This window comes from Aeromonas sp. Y311-2 (assembly GCF_027706025.1).
Lineage (GTDB): Bacteria > Pseudomonadota > Gammaproteobacteria > Enterobacterales > Aeromonadaceae > Aeromonas > Aeromonas veronii.
In genome coordinates this window covers 113,080-125,955 of record NZ_JAPDCL010000008.1, presented here as the reverse complement: position 1 = coordinate 125,955, position 12,876 = coordinate 113,080, and the positions used below count along the sequence as shown (strand labels likewise).

14 protein-coding genes are annotated in these 12,876 nt (G+C 61.2%); 5 read left to right on the top strand and 9 right to left on the bottom strand.

The genetic code is table 11. From position 1 onward, the window contains the following. Positions 1-175: 175 nt before the first annotated feature. Positions 176-658 (top strand): DUF1097 domain-containing protein, encoded by a 483-nt coding sequence (locus OKC42_RS09995; RefSeq protein ID WP_201953986.1) that lies wholly within the window; start codon positions 176-178, stop codon positions 656-658. 1 nt (position 659) lies between these two features. Here the strand turns inward: OKC42_RS09995 and OKC42_RS09990 are convergent, their stop codons facing one another. The 4 genes from OKC42_RS09990 to cydH all read right to left on the bottom strand — a co-directional run bounded on the left by OKC42_RS09990 (position 660) and on the right by cydH (position 4,057). After that, on the bottom strand, positions 660-1,940 hold the full coding sequence (locus tag OKC42_RS09990) for a sigma 54-interacting transcriptional regulator (RefSeq protein ID WP_005339807.1): 1,281 nt from the start codon (positions 1,938-1,940) through the stop codon (positions 660-662). Beyond that, complete coding sequence (locus OKC42_RS09985) at positions 1,937-2,455, bottom strand: hypothetical protein (RefSeq protein ID WP_040070048.1); 519 nt, start codon at positions 2,453-2,455, stop codon at positions 1,937-1,939. The genes OKC42_RS09990 and OKC42_RS09985 overlap by 4 nt, the downstream gene beginning before the upstream one ends. Positions 2,456-2,460: 5 nt before the next feature. Then, positions 2,461-3,861, bottom strand: a complete 1,401-nt coding sequence (locus tag OKC42_RS09980; protein ID WP_201954036.1) for a sensor histidine kinase — start codon at positions 3,859-3,861, stop codon at positions 2,461-2,463. 103 nt (positions 3,862-3,964) lie between these two features. Further along, positions 3,965-4,057 carry a cytochrome bd-I oxidase subunit CydH gene (gene cydH / locus OKC42_RS09975; protein ID WP_005339800.1) on the bottom strand — a complete coding sequence of 31 codons (93 nt, stop codon included), beginning with the start codon at positions 4,055-4,057 and terminating at the stop codon, positions 3,965-3,967. 124 nt (positions 4,058-4,181) lie between these two features. Here cydH and OKC42_RS09970 point away from each other — a divergent pair, with 124 nt between their 5' ends. Further along, on the top strand, positions 4,182-4,757 hold the full coding sequence (locus tag OKC42_RS09970; RefSeq protein ID WP_129504898.1) for a 2-amino-4-hydroxy-6-hydroxymethyldihydropteridine diphosphokinase: 576 nt from the start codon (positions 4,182-4,184) through the stop codon (positions 4,755-4,757). Here OKC42_RS09970 and OKC42_RS09965 read toward each other — a convergent pair. Continuing rightward, complete coding sequence (locus tag OKC42_RS09965) at positions 4,683-5,387, bottom strand: SDR family oxidoreductase (RefSeq protein WP_201953983.1); 705 nt, start codon at positions 5,385-5,387, stop codon at positions 4,683-4,685. The genes OKC42_RS09970 and OKC42_RS09965 overlap by 75 nt on opposite strands. A 162-nt stretch (positions 5,388-5,549) precedes the next feature. On the opposite strand from OKC42_RS09965, the gene OKC42_RS09960 reads away from it, so the two are divergent. After that, positions 5,550-5,954 carry a CBS domain-containing protein gene (locus tag OKC42_RS09960; protein WP_139472527.1) on the top strand — a complete coding sequence of 135 codons (405 nt, stop codon included), beginning with the start codon at positions 5,550-5,552 and terminating at the stop codon, positions 5,952-5,954. Here the strand turns inward: OKC42_RS09960 and OKC42_RS09955 are convergent. Beyond that, positions 5,951-6,487, bottom strand: coding sequence for a DUF2301 domain-containing membrane protein (locus OKC42_RS09955; protein ID WP_005357578.1), 537 nt, complete (start codon positions 6,485-6,487; stop codon positions 5,951-5,953). The genes OKC42_RS09960 and OKC42_RS09955 overlap by 4 nt on opposite strands. Before the next feature lie 87 nt (positions 6,488-6,574). Between OKC42_RS09955 and OKC42_RS09950 the strand changes: the two genes are divergently transcribed. Continuing rightward, positions 6,575-7,339 (top strand): substrate-binding periplasmic protein, encoded by a 765-nt coding sequence (locus OKC42_RS09950; RefSeq protein ID WP_103250714.1) that lies wholly within the window; start codon positions 6,575-6,577, stop codon positions 7,337-7,339. A 7-nt stretch (positions 7,340-7,346) separates the two neighbouring features. Here OKC42_RS09950 and asnC read toward each other — a convergent pair whose 3' ends face one another. Continuing rightward, the gene (gene asnC, locus OKC42_RS09945; RefSeq protein WP_005339783.1) at positions 7,347-7,808 is read right to left on the bottom strand and encodes a transcriptional regulator AsnC; all 462 of its coding nucleotides are present in this window, start codon (positions 7,806-7,808) and stop codon (positions 7,347-7,349) included. A 154-nt stretch (positions 7,809-7,962) separates the two neighbouring features. On the opposite strand from asnC, the gene asnA reads away from it, so the two are divergent. Beyond that, positions 7,963-8,955, top strand: coding sequence for an aspartate--ammonia ligase (asnA, locus tag OKC42_RS09940; RefSeq protein ID WP_201953982.1), 993 nt, complete (start codon positions 7,963-7,965; stop codon positions 8,953-8,955). A gap of 299 nt (positions 8,956-9,254) precedes the next feature. Here the strand turns inward: asnA and clpB are convergent, their stop codons facing one another. Both clpB and pgeF read right to left on the bottom strand, forming a co-directional pair. Then, entirely contained in the window at positions 9,255-11,828 is a 2,574-nt protein-coding gene (gene clpB, locus OKC42_RS09935; RefSeq protein ID WP_064337531.1) for an ATP-dependent chaperone ClpB, read from the bottom strand. Between the two features lie 202 nt (positions 11,829-12,030). Beyond that, the gene (gene pgeF, locus OKC42_RS09930) at positions 12,031-12,768 is read right to left on the bottom strand and encodes a peptidoglycan editing factor PgeF (protein WP_201953979.1); all 738 of its coding nucleotides are present in this window, start codon (positions 12,766-12,768) and stop codon (positions 12,031-12,033) included. Positions 12,769-12,876 lie beyond the last annotated feature (108 nt).

The following is a 12,876-nucleotide window of genomic DNA, read 5'->3' as shown; positions in this document are numbered from 1 at the left end:
GCCTCTAACTATGGCCGACTGTCAGGCCGGTCACCAATGAATTTTTTTCGCGAGCGCAAGCGTATTCCTGAGTTGAAAAGGGTGATGAAGATCACACACAATTCGGCCCCCGCTTGCCGCCCCGATTGCCGAGGGTAGGCTGCCCATTTTGCGAAGCCAACTGAAGAGTCGCCCCATGAGCCCACTGATCGCCATCGCCATCACCACAGGTATTCTCTCCGCCGTCTGGGGCTGGATTGCCGTCGCGTTCGGCCTTATCTCCTGGGTCGGCTTTCTCGGCTGCACCAGCTATTTCGCGTCAAGCGGCGGCTACAAGGCGCTGCTGCAGACCATCTTCTGCAACACCAGCGGCATGCTGTGGGCACTACTGCTGATCCATGGCGACAGTCTGTGGGGAGCGGGTGTGGCGGGTTATGTGATGACGGGGGTGGTCGCAACCCTGATGTGCGTACAGGCCAAGCAGCAGTGGCTCGGCTACATTCCCGGCACTTTTGCCGGTTGCTGTGCCACCTTCGGGGCGGCTGGCGAGTGGCGGCTGATCCTGCCCTCCCTCATCATTGGCGCCTTGTTCGGTTACCTGATGAAGGCGAGCGGCCTCTGGCTCTCCCATAAAACTCAAAAAGCCGATGCCGCTCCGGCGGTGATTGATCCCGCCTGATTTATCCCTTCGATTTGAAGTTTGCTGCTTCAATACCGTGCCGATTCAATAACTTGTAGAAATCGGTACGGTTTCTGCCCGCCATGTTGGCCGCCAGGGTCACGTTGCCCTCGGTGGTGCGCAGCAAACGGATCAGATACTCCTTCTCGAATTCGGCCCGCGCCTCGTTGAACGAGGGGATGCCACCGCCACCGCCGCTCAGGGCGGACTCCACCATGGAGACCCCGATCACCGGGCTGCAACAGAGGCTGGCGAGCTGCTCCACCACGTTGCAGAGCTGGCGCACGTTGCCGGGCCAGGCAGCGGCCGCCAGCATCGCCAGCGACTCGGGCGAAAAACCCATGGCGGCGCAGTCGCTGTGGCGGCTACGGTAATCGTCGAGCGCCTGACGGGCCAGCAGGGGGATATCCTCGCTGCGGGCACTGAGAGACGGCAAGGTGATATTGGCGACATTGAGACGGTAGAAGAGATCTTCCCGAAAGCGCCCCTCCTCCATCGCCTTGACCAGATCCTGATGGCTGGAGCTGAGCACCCGCACCTCCGGCGTGCCCTGACCATACTCCTCCATCACCTGCAGCAGCTTGGCCTGCAGGGATTCGGAGAGGCTGCCAATCTCGTCGAGAAACAGGGTCGCCCCCTTGGCCTGCTCGAACAGACCGGACTGGCCATCTTCACCAAACAGCTGCAAGTCGAGTGACGCCCACGGAATGGCGGCACAGTTGATGGTATGGAGCGGCTTGTCGCGCCGCTGGCTGGCCTGGTGCAGCGCCTGCGCCATCGCCCCCTTGCCGGAGCCTGACGGCCCCATGATCAGCACCGGCACCTCCATGGTCGCAATGCTATGGGCCTGGATCAGCAGCTGTTCCAGCTGGGGATTGCGGGTCAGGATCAGCGACTGCCACTCCTGCTGCTGTTTCGGCCGCGTCAGACTCAACGCATGTTCGATGGTGGCGAACAGCTCATCCTTGTTGATGGGTTTGGTCAGGAAGCTGAAGACGCCGGAGCGGGTCGCCTGAATGGCGTCCGGGATGGTGCCGTGGGCGGTCATGATGATCACCGGCAAACCCAGCCACTGGGCCTGGATCCGCTCGAACAGCGCCAGACCGTCCATGCCGGCCATCCGCAGATCGCTCAGCACCAGATCGGCCCGTTGCTGACGCAACCGGTCGAGGGCCCCTTCCGCACTGTCGGCGGTATCCACTTCATAACCCTGACTGCGCAGCCGCATGCTCATCAGTTTGAGCAGGCTGACGTCGTCATCCACCAACAGGATCCGGCTCATGGTATTACCTCACGATTCTCGTTCAGCTTACGCTGGTTGAGCTGGTCGTCGATAGCGGTCAGCTGCTCGATCTGGCGGCGCAGCCGCTGGATCTCCTGACTCTGGTCATCGCGACGGCTGTCGCGAGCCAGCAGCTGCTCGCCAAGGGCGATCCAGCTACGTAAAAAGGCCTGCGCATCGAGACCCAGTTCGGGCAACATCTGCTTCAGGCGCGCCAGACCGGCGGTGCGATTGGCCACCGATTCGGCGGGGTGGGAGTCCACCATCGCCAGACTGACCCGGCTCTCCAGATCGTCGGCCCCTTTCAGACGCTGACGCTCCTGCACCCGTTGCTGGGGGTGACTGGCCAGCAGCCAGTCGGAGTATTGCAGACGCACCTGCATCTCCTTATTGGCAAACTCCATCCGCTTGGCAAAAGCGATATCGGAGGACTCCCGCTGTGCCTGTTGCGGCAGCAAGGAGCAACCCGCGAGCAGCCCTGCCATCAGAGCTGGAAATACGCGTTGTATCTTCATAGTCCTCATTTCAACATCAACCTGAAACAGACATCCGCCTGTTCATCCTCTACCAGAACCAGTTCCCCCCCCAGGCTGTTGGCAGACTCGCGGGCGATGGAAAGGCCCATGCCCGAGCCTTTCAAGAGACCTTGCCGCACTGTGCTGCCTTGCTCGAAGGGTTCAAAAATGCGTTGCTGATCGGCCACGGGGATCTTGGGCCCCTCGTTGGCCACTTCCAGCCAGCTTATCTGTTCATCCTGCCCTGCCCTGATCCAGATATTGCCCCCGCTGGCGCCGTAACTGACGGCGTTGGAGAAGAGGTTATCGAGGATCAGTCTTAGCCGGTAGGGCTCCGCCCACAGGGTAACCGGCACGGTCGGCAAGTGTACACGGATCTGCTTGGACTCCAATGCCAGCCGGTACTCGGCAGAAAGTTCCGACAACATCGGCAGCAGGGGGACGGGCTCCAGTTCGAAGGCCTCCTGCTGACTGAGCCGGTTGAAGTCGAGCAGCCGCTCGATCAGGGTCTGCAGGCGCCGACTGTTCTCATCGAGCATCTGGCAGATCTCCAGCTGATCCGGCGTCAAAGGCCCGACCAGCTGCTCGCAGAGCAGATCCGTCCCTTCCCGCAGCACCGCCAGCGGGGTCTTGAGCTCGTGGGATACATGGCGCAGGAACTGGTATTTCTGCAGCTCCAGCTCCTTGAGTTTGTCGTGCAGCCAGACGATCCGCTCCCCCAGCAATACCAGCTCGGCAGGGCCGTCAACCGGCTTGGGATCGGGTTCGACCCCGGCTCCCAGACTCAAGATGCGCGACTCAATCTGTCGTACCGGGTGGATGATGAGGTAGGTGAAGATAAAGACCATCAGCAGGCTGAGCGCCGCCACCGCTCCGCTCACCCACCAGAGTTCACTGGTCAGTCCGGCGATAGTGAGCTGCACCCGATCCATGTGTTCGTCAACCCGGCTGCGGGTGACTATTTCGAGCTGCTTGTTGGCATCGTTGAACTGCTCCAGCTTGTCCCCCGCTACCGCAGCACGAGCCAATGCGGCATCCTGCAGGCTGTCGAGCCAAGCCAGCCCCTGATCGAGCCCGCTGTAGAGCTGGCCGTCGGTGATGGAGTTGCGGTGCTCCGCCAGCAACACCCGATACCCGTCGAGTTGCTGCTGGTAGCTGGTGAGACTGCGGCGATCCCCCAGCACCGCGAAGCGGCGCAAGGTGCGCTCGATATCGATGGCTTGCGCCGTCAGCAGGGTGGCGCGGCGGGTATCCTTGACTGCCCGCTCCATCTCGTCGCTGGTGAGCTGACTGAGGTGGGCAAGGGAGGTGCTGTTGTGCCAGATCATGCCGCCCAGCGGCATCAATACCAGCACAAATCCCATCAATACCACCTGCAGCAGGGAGCGTGGGCGAACCTTGGTCATCATCTCTTCTCTTGCATTCTCACCGGTGCGCCAGCATAGCCGCACCGCCCCAAAAAACAAAACCGGCCAACAGGCCGGTTTGTATTATCTGGATTGTGGTGATTCACGCCAACGCGACAGAGGCCAGACAGATAATCATGATCATCGCCAGCGCGCCCGAGGCGGTCAACAGCGCCCATTTCAGCTCCACACTCATGCAAACCTCCTTTCTGCCAATCAGTGCCGGATCACAATAGATAAGACAATGTTAAGCCATAGTTAATCCGATAACCGTGAGCTGCGTATACATTTCAGATGAGCCCAACCCCGGGAAGGTGAGCATGTTCTATCTGTGTAGCATTGGTTCCAATATTGACCCGCATATCCATGTCAGCCGCGCGCTGGCCGAGCTGCTTGCGAACGTCGGCCCCCTGCGGCTGAGTTCGGTGATCCGCACCAAGCCGGTGGGAATGCACTCAAACCACGACTTTCTCAACTGCCTGCTGGTGGTGGAGAGCCCGCTCGATGCCGCCCGCCTCAAGCAGCACTTTGTCACCCTCGAGGTGGCGCACGGCCGGGATCGCAGCGATCCGCTCTGCAAGGTCCACGACCGGCCGCTCGACATCGATATTCTGGCCAGCAACAGGAGCGGTGACTTTGCCTCGGCAGAGGTCGATTCCTATCTGGCGGAGCTGCTGGCAGAGCTCTATGGCCATGGCGAGGTGCATGACCCCAAGGTGGCGCTGCAAGTGACGCTCCCCGCCCCATCGGGCAAGCTCAAACCCGGCAAGGGCTTGCTGACCCGGCAGGTCGGGCTGGGGCCGCTGGTGCTTGGCAATTCTTCAGAGGGTAGCCAGCGCACGCCCGCCATCTACCTTGATGCTGGCCCCCGTCATATAACTATTCCCCATCAGTAACTGCACCGCCTGCCAGATGGGCTCCAGTCCTCCCTCCCGCGCCAGCGGTGTTTTCGCCAACACCTGCTGGCGCCATGCCTCGTCATGCTCGTCGAGAAACAGGATGGGGCCCGGCTCTATAGTGTTGACCCGAACCGCTGGCGCCAGCTCCCGGGCAAAGCTCATGGCCAGCGAATGGGCTCCCGCCTTGGTCGCCACATAGCTGGCAAAACGGGGGGCCGGGGCATGGATATAGATATCGGTGATATGAATGATGCTGGCGTTGGGATTGCTGGCAAGCTGGGGGGCCAACGCCCGGTTTAGCTGGAAGGGGGCCGCCATGTGTACACGGTAGAACTGCTCGAACTGGGCCAGTTGTGCAGCCGGATCAGTTGCCTGCGGCTCGAAGGCCGAGGCGTTGTGGATCACCAGCGTCAGATCCTGATGGGTCGCCAGCACATCGATCAGCTTGCCAACGTCCTCTTCCCGGCCAAAATCCGCCTGCACCAGTTCGACCCCCAGTACTGCCAGCGTGGCCAGCTCCGGCCGCTCGCTGCGATAACTGCCCGTCACCTGCCAGCCCGCTGCCACCAGTTGTTCACAGAGATAAAATCCGAGTCGACGGCCGCAGCCCGTAACCAATGCACGCATACGATCTCCTTTCCCTTTCATGGTCTTGCATGAACGAAGCCCGCCTGCCAGCGGATCACCGCCGATGGCTTGTGCCTATCAATCCCTGCGGCACAAGCCATTGGTCGCGAGCTACCCGCCCGCGTCATAGTGGCGGCATCCCCATCTTGCGGAGTCACCACCATGCTGAAAGTACACCACCACATGGGTCGCCTGACCCACTCCCTCACTGCCGGACTCGGCCTGGCCGAGGCGCTGGATCGCCTGCATCAATCGGGTCTTGGCGGCCTGCCGGTGCTGGATGAGCAGAAACGGCTGATCGGCTTTCTTTCCGAACAAGACTGCATCCCCAGCCTGCTCACCGGCAGCTACCACTGCGATACCCGCACCCGGGTGGAGGATCTGATGAACCGTTCGCCCCTCTCGGTCGGGCCGGATGAGAGCATTCTGGATCTGGCTCGCCAGATGGCCGATGCCAAGCCCAAGATCTACCCGGTGCTGCAACAGGGCAAGGTGGTCGGCATCATCAGCCGCCGTCAGGTGATGCAGGCCCTCAACCAGCAGATGAAGGTGTGCCAGCAGACCTAGATCTGGTAACGCCCCTTGTCACCGATATCGAAGTGCAGGGGCATCCGCCACTTGGCCAGCGCCAGCAAGGTCAACAGGGCGCCACAGACCAGCGCCACCAGTGCGGCAGCCCACTCCACCCGCAACCACTCCAGCAGCCATAACGCCGGCAGCAATACGGGCACCAGCTTGATGCCGGGAATGGCGAAACAAAACTGCTCCTTGAACGCCAGCCCGGAGAGGGTCGCCAACGCCGCCCCCAGCACCAGCGCATCCGGAGCCCCCACCGCAGCCAGGGCCAGCGCGCCCCAACCAAATCCCTGCAGAATCAGGCGAATCCGCTTGTCGTAGATATGCAGCGAGAAGCCGCAGATTGCGCTTGCCACTGCCAGCGACATCAACCATTGTGCCGACGGGAGCAATGCCATCCCGCTCAGCAGCGCCGCACCGCGGCAAAGCAGCAACAGGGCAGCCGCACTCAAGCCAAGGCGGTAGAGCGAGACGGTCAACTTGTCGATCCCGTCCAGCGGGCTCTCAATTTCAGGATTTGCCATAAACAGTCGCTTCTAACGGATCAGGTGCCATCCAATATACTGGAATCAGGTCTTGGAATATCTTCAAACGGGCTCAGGAGACATAGTTTGCGTGTGATCCCCCTGTTTTGGTTGCTGTTTCCACTCGGATTGCCCGCCAAAGAGCTGGTGATCTGCGGCACCATAGAGCCCCCGCTCAAGTTTCTCGATGTCGATCAGAAACCCCGCGGACTCGATATCGACATCGTCACCGCCATCTTCGACAAGCTGGAGACGCCCTTTCGGATCGAACTGGCCGACTCCGGTGCCCGCCTCACCCGCAATGCCGAAACCGGCGCCTGCGATCTGGTGATGACCCACTCCTACAAGGCAGAGCGGGAGAGTTATCTCATCTATCCCCAGCAGGCCCATCTTCGCCACAGCTGGCACTTCTTCGTGCGCAAGGCGGACCTGATGAAGATCCGCTACGAAACGCTGGCCGACCTCAAACCCTGGCGCATCGGCGTGACCAAGGATTTCTCCTACACCCCTGAACTGGCAGCGGCCATGACCGACCCGGCCTATCAGTTCCAGAAGATCACCATGAACCAGCTGCAACTGCGCAAACTGCTGGCCGGACGGATCGATACCGTGCCCATGCCGCTGGTCACCGCCTTCACCCAGATCAAGGAGGAGGGGCTGACAGGCAAGGTCGATTACCTGCCCAAACCGCTCAAGAGCAGCCCCTACTTCAACACCTGGGCCCGCGCACGAGCGGATGCACAGACCCCCGCCCTGATGGCGGCCTACGATGCCGAACTGCTGCGCATGAAGCGAAACGGCAGCCTCAAGACCCTCTACGACAAGTACGCCATCCCCTATATCGACCCCTGATCAGGGGTCAGGGTTTCACATCCCGCAGGATCGGGTTTTGCAGTGAAATCAGGGTTTCAGTGGACTGGATCTCGTCGATGGTCTGGATCTTGTTGATCAGCACTATCTGCAGCTCGTCGATGGAGCGGGTCATCACCTTCATGAAGATGCTGTAGTGGCCCGTGGTGTAGTAGGCCTCCACCACCTCGTCCAGCGCCTGCAGCTTGGCCAGTGCCGAGGGGTAATCCTTGGCACTCTTCAGATTGATCCCGATAAAGCAGCAGACGTCGTAACCCAGCTTCTTGGGGTTAACCTGCACCCGTGTCCCCTCGATGATCCCCGCCTGTTTCATCTTCTCCACCCGCACATGGATGGTGCCCGGGCTGACCGCCAGTTGTTTCGCAAGTTCGGCGTAAGGGATCCGCGCATTTTCCATCAGAGCAGTGAGGATGGCCTGATCGAGATTATCGATCCGGTAATTTTCCGGCATTTTTTTGCACTCCCGTTGACGATACCTCATTAAATAACGGCTTATTTTGAAGAAAAAAATACATAAAGCCTATTTCTATTATCGAATATTGAATTTAGTTGGCAATCCGTTGAAGAATCACCACATCCAACGGGGTTTGAAACAGGAATTCAGCATGAAACAGCACTACATTCGCAGCCAACAGCAGATCAGCTTCGTCAAAGAGATGTTCTCCCGCCAACTCGCCCAGCAACTAGGTCTGATGGAGGTACAAGCCCCCATCCTGAGCCGGGTCGGTGATGGCACTCAGGACAACCTCTCTGGCCACGAGAATGCAGTGCAGGTCAAGGTGAAGACCCTGCCGGAGCACAGCTACGAAGTTGTGCACTCACTGGCCAAATGGAAGCGCCAGACACTGGGTCGCTTCGGCTTCGGCCCGGGTGAAGGGATCTACACCCACATGAAGGCGCTGCGTCCGGACGAGGATCGCCTCACCCCCATCCACTCCGTCTATGTGGATCAGTGGGACTGGGAGAAGGTGATGCCGAGCGAGCGCCGCGATCTGGCCTATCTGCAGGAAACCGTGCGCGGCATCTGGGCCGCCATCAAGGCCACCGAGCGCGCAGTCTGCGCCGAACATGAGCTGACCCCCTTCCTGCCAGCCGAGATCCAGTTCCTGCACAGCGAAGAGCTGCTGGCCCGTTACCCGGACCTCGATACCAAGGGGCGCGAGCGTGCCATCGCCAAAGAGCTGGGGGCCGTGTTCCTGATCGGCATCGGCGGTGCCCTCTCCCACGGCGAGCGTCACGATGTCCGCGCCCCGGACTACGACGACTGGAGCAGCCACAGCGAGCTGGGTCTGGCGGGTCTGAACGGTGACATTCTGGTGTGGAACCCGGTGCTGCAAGACAGCTTCGAGATCTCCTCCATGGGGATCCGGGTCGATGCCGAGGCGTTGCGCCGCCAGCTGGCCATCACAGGCGACGAGGATCGCCTGCAGTACGACTGGCATCAGGACCTGCTGGCCGCACGGATGCCGCAGACCATCGGCGGTGGCATCGGCCAATCCCGTCTGGCCATGCTGCTGCTGCAAAAAGAGCACATCGGTCAGGTGCAGGTCGGTGTCTGGCCAGCCGAGATGAAAGCCGCCATCCCGGGCATGCTGTAAACGCGTTGATTTCATCGGTCTGGCCTGCGCGCAGTGGCTCGCGGGTCAGCCCTGAAGGTGTGTGGCGGTGCGGACTGAACGAGCGCAGTCCGGACATGCTGTAAGTCGCGTGGTCATCCCTGATGGCCCACGGCGAAACTGGGGCTTGCCCCTGCGACCCGCTCAACCCACGTCAGGTCGCTTCACTACATTCCTCCCGGCAATCTTCGGATTGCCGTTTTTTTGCGCCCGAATCCCCGCCACCAGATATGACAACGCCAGCCCGAGGGCTGGCGTTGCAAACATCGACACGAGATCGGTTACTGGGTCATGGTGAGGCCGTTGCTGTCGGCTCCCAGCAACAGTTTCTTGCCGGGGACGATGCGGCCGGAGAGCAGGGCCTGCGCCAGCGGGTTCTCCACCTTCTGCTGGATCGCCCGCTTGAGGGGTCGTGCCCCGTAAACGGGGTCGAACCCGGCGTGAACCAGCTTGTTGAGCAGCGCTTCGCTCACCTCCACCTCGTAACCCTGAGCCTCGAGACGGCCCATCAGGCTCTTGAGCTGGATGCGGGCGATGGACTTGATGTGCTCCTCGCCGAGCGGATGGAACACCACGGTCTCGTCGATCCGGTTGATAAACTCCGGCCGGAAACTGCGGGTCAGCACATCCATCAGCATGGCCTTCATCTCGTCGTAATCCTTCTCGGAGTGGTGCTCCTGAATCAGATCCGACCCGAGGTTGGAGGTCATGATCACCACCGAGTTACGGAAATCGACGGTGCGACCCTGACCATCGGTCAGGCGGCCATCATCAAGCACCTGCAACAGGATGTTGAACACATCCGGATGCGCTTTCTCCACCTCGTCCAGCAGGATCACCGAGTAGGGACGACGGCGCACAGCCTCGGTCAGATAACCACCCTCTTCATAACCCACGTATCCGGGAGGCGCCCCCACCAGACGGGCCACGCTGTGTTTCTCCATGAACTCGGACATATCGATCCGCACCATGGCATCCTGGGTATCGAACAGGAACTCCGCCAGCGCCTTGCACAGCTCGGTCTTGCCCACCCCGGTGGGCCCCAGGAACAGGAAGGAGCCGATGGGGCGATTCGGGTCGGAGAGACCGGCACGGGAGCGACGAATGGCGTTGGAGACCGCATCGACCGCCTCCTCCTGACCAATCACCCGGCTGTGCAGCTGATCTTCCATCCGCAGCAGCTTGTCGCGCTCCCCTTCCAGCATGCGGGCGACCGGAATACCGGTCCAGCGGGCCAGCACGTCTGCAATCTCCACGTCGGTGACCCGGTTGCGCAGCAGACTGGTCTCCTGCATCTCGGCCTGAGTGGCGAGATCCAGCTGTTTCTCCAGCTCCGGAATGCGGCCGTACTGCAGCTCGGACATCCGGCCCAGGTCGCCTGCGCGGCGCGCCACGTCGAGATCCTGGCGGGCCTGTTCGAGGGCCGCCTTGATGTGCTGGGTGCCGGCGAGGGCGGCCTTCTCGGCCTTCCACACCTCATCCAGCTCGTTGTATTCCCGATCTTTTTCGCCAATCTCCTGATTGATCAGCTCCAGACGCTTGCGGCTGGCGTCATCGTCCTCCTTCATCAACGCCTGCTGCTCCAGCTTGAGCTGGATGATGCGCCGCTCGAGACGATCGAGCGCCTCGGGCTTGGAGTCGATCTGCAACCGGATGCTGGCTGCCGCCTCGTCGATAAGGTCGATAGCCTTGTCCGGCAACTGGCGATCCGCGATATAGCGGTGCGACAGCTGGGCCGCCGCCACGATGGCAGGGTCGGTGATCTGCACATGGTGATGCAGCTCGTAACGCTCTTTCAGGCCGCGCAGGATGGCGATGGTGTCCTCCACGCTCGGCTCTTCCACCAGCACCTTCTGGAAACGGCGCTCGAGGGCAGCATCCTTCTCGATGTACTGGCGGTACTCATCCAGGGTGGTGGCGCCGACGCAGTGCAGGTCGCCACGGGCCAGCGCAGGTTTCAGCATGTTGCCCGCGTCCATGGCCCCCTCACCCTTGCCGGCGCCGACCATGGTGTGCAGCTCGTCGATAAAGAGGATGACGTTGCCCTCCTCCTTGGCGAGATCGGTCAGTACGGCCTTAAGCCGCTCTTCAAACTCGCCGCGATACTTGGCCCCGGCCACCAGCGCCCCCATGTCCAGCGACAGCACCCGCTTGTTCTTGAGCCCTTCCGGTACTTCGCCGTTGATGATGCGCTGGGCCAACCCCTCGACGATGGCGGTTTTACCGACACCGGGAGCACCGATCAACACAGGGTTGTTCTTGGTGCGGCGTTGCAGCACCTGAATGGTACGGCGGATCTCGTCATCGCGGCCAATCACCGGGTCGAGTTTGCCGATTTCGGCCCGCTCGGTCAGATCGATGGTGTACTTCTCCAGCGCCTGGCGGTTCTCCTCGGCGTTGGCATCTTCCACCTTCTTGCCGCCACGCACCTTGTCGATGGCCGCTTCGAGTTTTTCCTTGGTCAGCCCCTGGGCGCGCAGCAGCTCACCCAGCGTTCCCTTGTCGTCGAGGGCAGCCAGCACGAACAGCTCGGAGGAGATGAACTGATCCTTGCGCTGCTGGGCCAGTTTGTCGCAGACGTTGAGCAGGCGGCCGAGGCCGTTGGAGAGCTGCACGTCCCCTTCCACGCCGCTCACGCGCGGCAGGCGATCCAGCTCCTCACCGAGACGGGAGCGCAGGGCGTTGATATCCATCCCGGTCAGGGTGAGCAACGGACGGATAGAGCCGCCATCCTGATTGACCAACGCGGTCATCAGGTGAACGGGTTCGATGAATTGGTGGTCACGACCCAGCGCAAGAGACTGGGCATCGGAAATAGCAATCTGGAATTTGCTGGTCAGGCGATCGAGGCGCATTGCACTCCCCCTTCAAACAGGCAGACGCCGCTTGCGCGGCAAACAACATAACTTTCTGAGATGAAAGATGAGGCCCGTACGGGCTATTTCAAGGGCATGGGCTGGTTATTTTTTCTGCAAAGCGGGGAGAGGGCAGGATCCCCGCCTCTCTCATACGGATCTGTTCTTGAGAGAGACGGGGTATTACTTGGCGGGTGATTGCTTAGCGGGCCAACCAGATGAGGGAGGCCATACGGCCGGTCTGACCGTCACGACGATAGGAGTAGAACTGCTCGCTATCGCTGAAGGTGCAATATTCGCCGCCATAGACGGCGGTAACGCCAGCGCGGGCGAGGCGCAGCCTAGCCAGTTGGTAGATATCCGCCAGCCATTTGCCGTCGTTGGACGAAGGGACGAACGCCGCTTCTGCTTCAGCCTGCTCAGCCATAAAGGCCTCGCGCACCTCTCCCCCCACTTCAAATGCAGTGGGGCCAATGGCCGGGCCAAGCCAGGCCAGGATCTCGCCCGGCTCGCAGCCCATGGCGGCGATACTCGCCTCCAGCACGCCCTCTTTCAGGCCACGCCAGCCAGCATGAGCGGCGGCCACCACGGTACCTGCCCGATCACAGAACAGCACCGGCAGACAGTCGGCAGTCATCACGATGCAGGCCAGCTCCGCCTCATGGGCGCAGGCGGCATCGGCATCCGGTGCTTGCTGATAATGGCTGCTGACCTGATGAACCACGGTGCCGTGCACCTGATTGAGCCAGTTGAGGGGCCCCGGGATTGCGGCCGCCTGCTGCAAGCGAGCACGATTGGCCTCGACTCGCGCCGGTTCGTCACCCACGTGGGCGCCCAGATTGAGACCGGTAAAGACCCCTTCACTGACGCCGCCATCCCGGGTGGTCGACAACGCCCTGACGCACGCCGGGGCTGGCCAGTCGGGTTCGATCCATTTCATCTGTGACTCCTTCAATTCACCGATATAAAAACGGGGCTCCTGCAAGGGAACCCCGTTTGGCATCTATTCGGGCCGGATGACGCCAGAAACCGACGCAGCAGGCCCTAT

Excerpts from the sequence above, each read along its gene's own strand:
- OKC42_RS09955 (WP_005357578.1), bottom strand. The coding sequence starts at position 6,487 with ATGGCAAATCCTGAAATTGAGAGCCCGCTGGACGGGATCGACAAGTTG.
- OKC42_RS09960 (WP_139472527.1), top strand. The coding sequence starts at position 5,550 with ATGCTGAAAGTACACCACCACATGGGTCGCCTGACCCACTCCCTCACT.
- OKC42_RS09970 (WP_129504898.1), top strand. The coding sequence starts at position 4,182 with ATGTTCTATCTGTGTAGCATTGGTTCCAATATTGACCCGCATATCCAT.
- pgeF (WP_201953979.1), bottom strand. The coding sequence starts at position 12,768 with ATGAAATGGATCGAACCCGACTGGCCAGCCCCGGCGTGCGTCAGGGCG.
- asnC (WP_005339783.1), bottom strand. The coding sequence starts at position 7,808 with ATGCCGGAAAATTACCGGATCGATAATCTCGATCAGGCCATCCTCACT.
- OKC42_RS09995 (WP_201953986.1), top strand. The coding sequence starts at position 176 with ATGAGCCCACTGATCGCCATCGCCATCACCACAGGTATTCTCTCCGCC.
- clpB (WP_064337531.1), bottom strand. The coding sequence starts at position 11,828 with ATGCGCCTCGATCGCCTGACCAGCAAATTCCAGATTGCTATTTCCGAT.
- asnA (WP_201953982.1), top strand. The coding sequence starts at position 7,963 with ATGAAACAGCACTACATTCGCAGCCAACAGCAGATCAGCTTCGTCAAA.
- OKC42_RS09990 (WP_005339807.1), bottom strand. The coding sequence starts at position 1,940 with ATGAGCCGGATCCTGTTGGTGGATGACGACGTCAGCCTGCTCAAACTG.
- cydH (WP_005339800.1), bottom strand. The coding sequence starts at position 4,057 with ATGAGTGTGGAGCTGAAATGGGCGCTGTTGACCGCCTCGGGCGCGCTG.
- OKC42_RS09985 (WP_040070048.1), bottom strand. The coding sequence starts at position 2,455 with ATGAAGATACAACGCGTATTTCCAGCTCTGATGGCAGGGCTGCTCGCG.
- OKC42_RS09965 (WP_201953983.1), bottom strand. The coding sequence starts at position 5,387 with ATGCGTGCATTGGTTACGGGCTGCGGCCGTCGACTCGGATTTTATCTC.
- OKC42_RS09980 (WP_201954036.1), bottom strand. The coding sequence starts at position 3,861 with ATGACCAAGGTTCGCCCACGCTCCCTGCTGCAGGTGGTATTGATGGGA.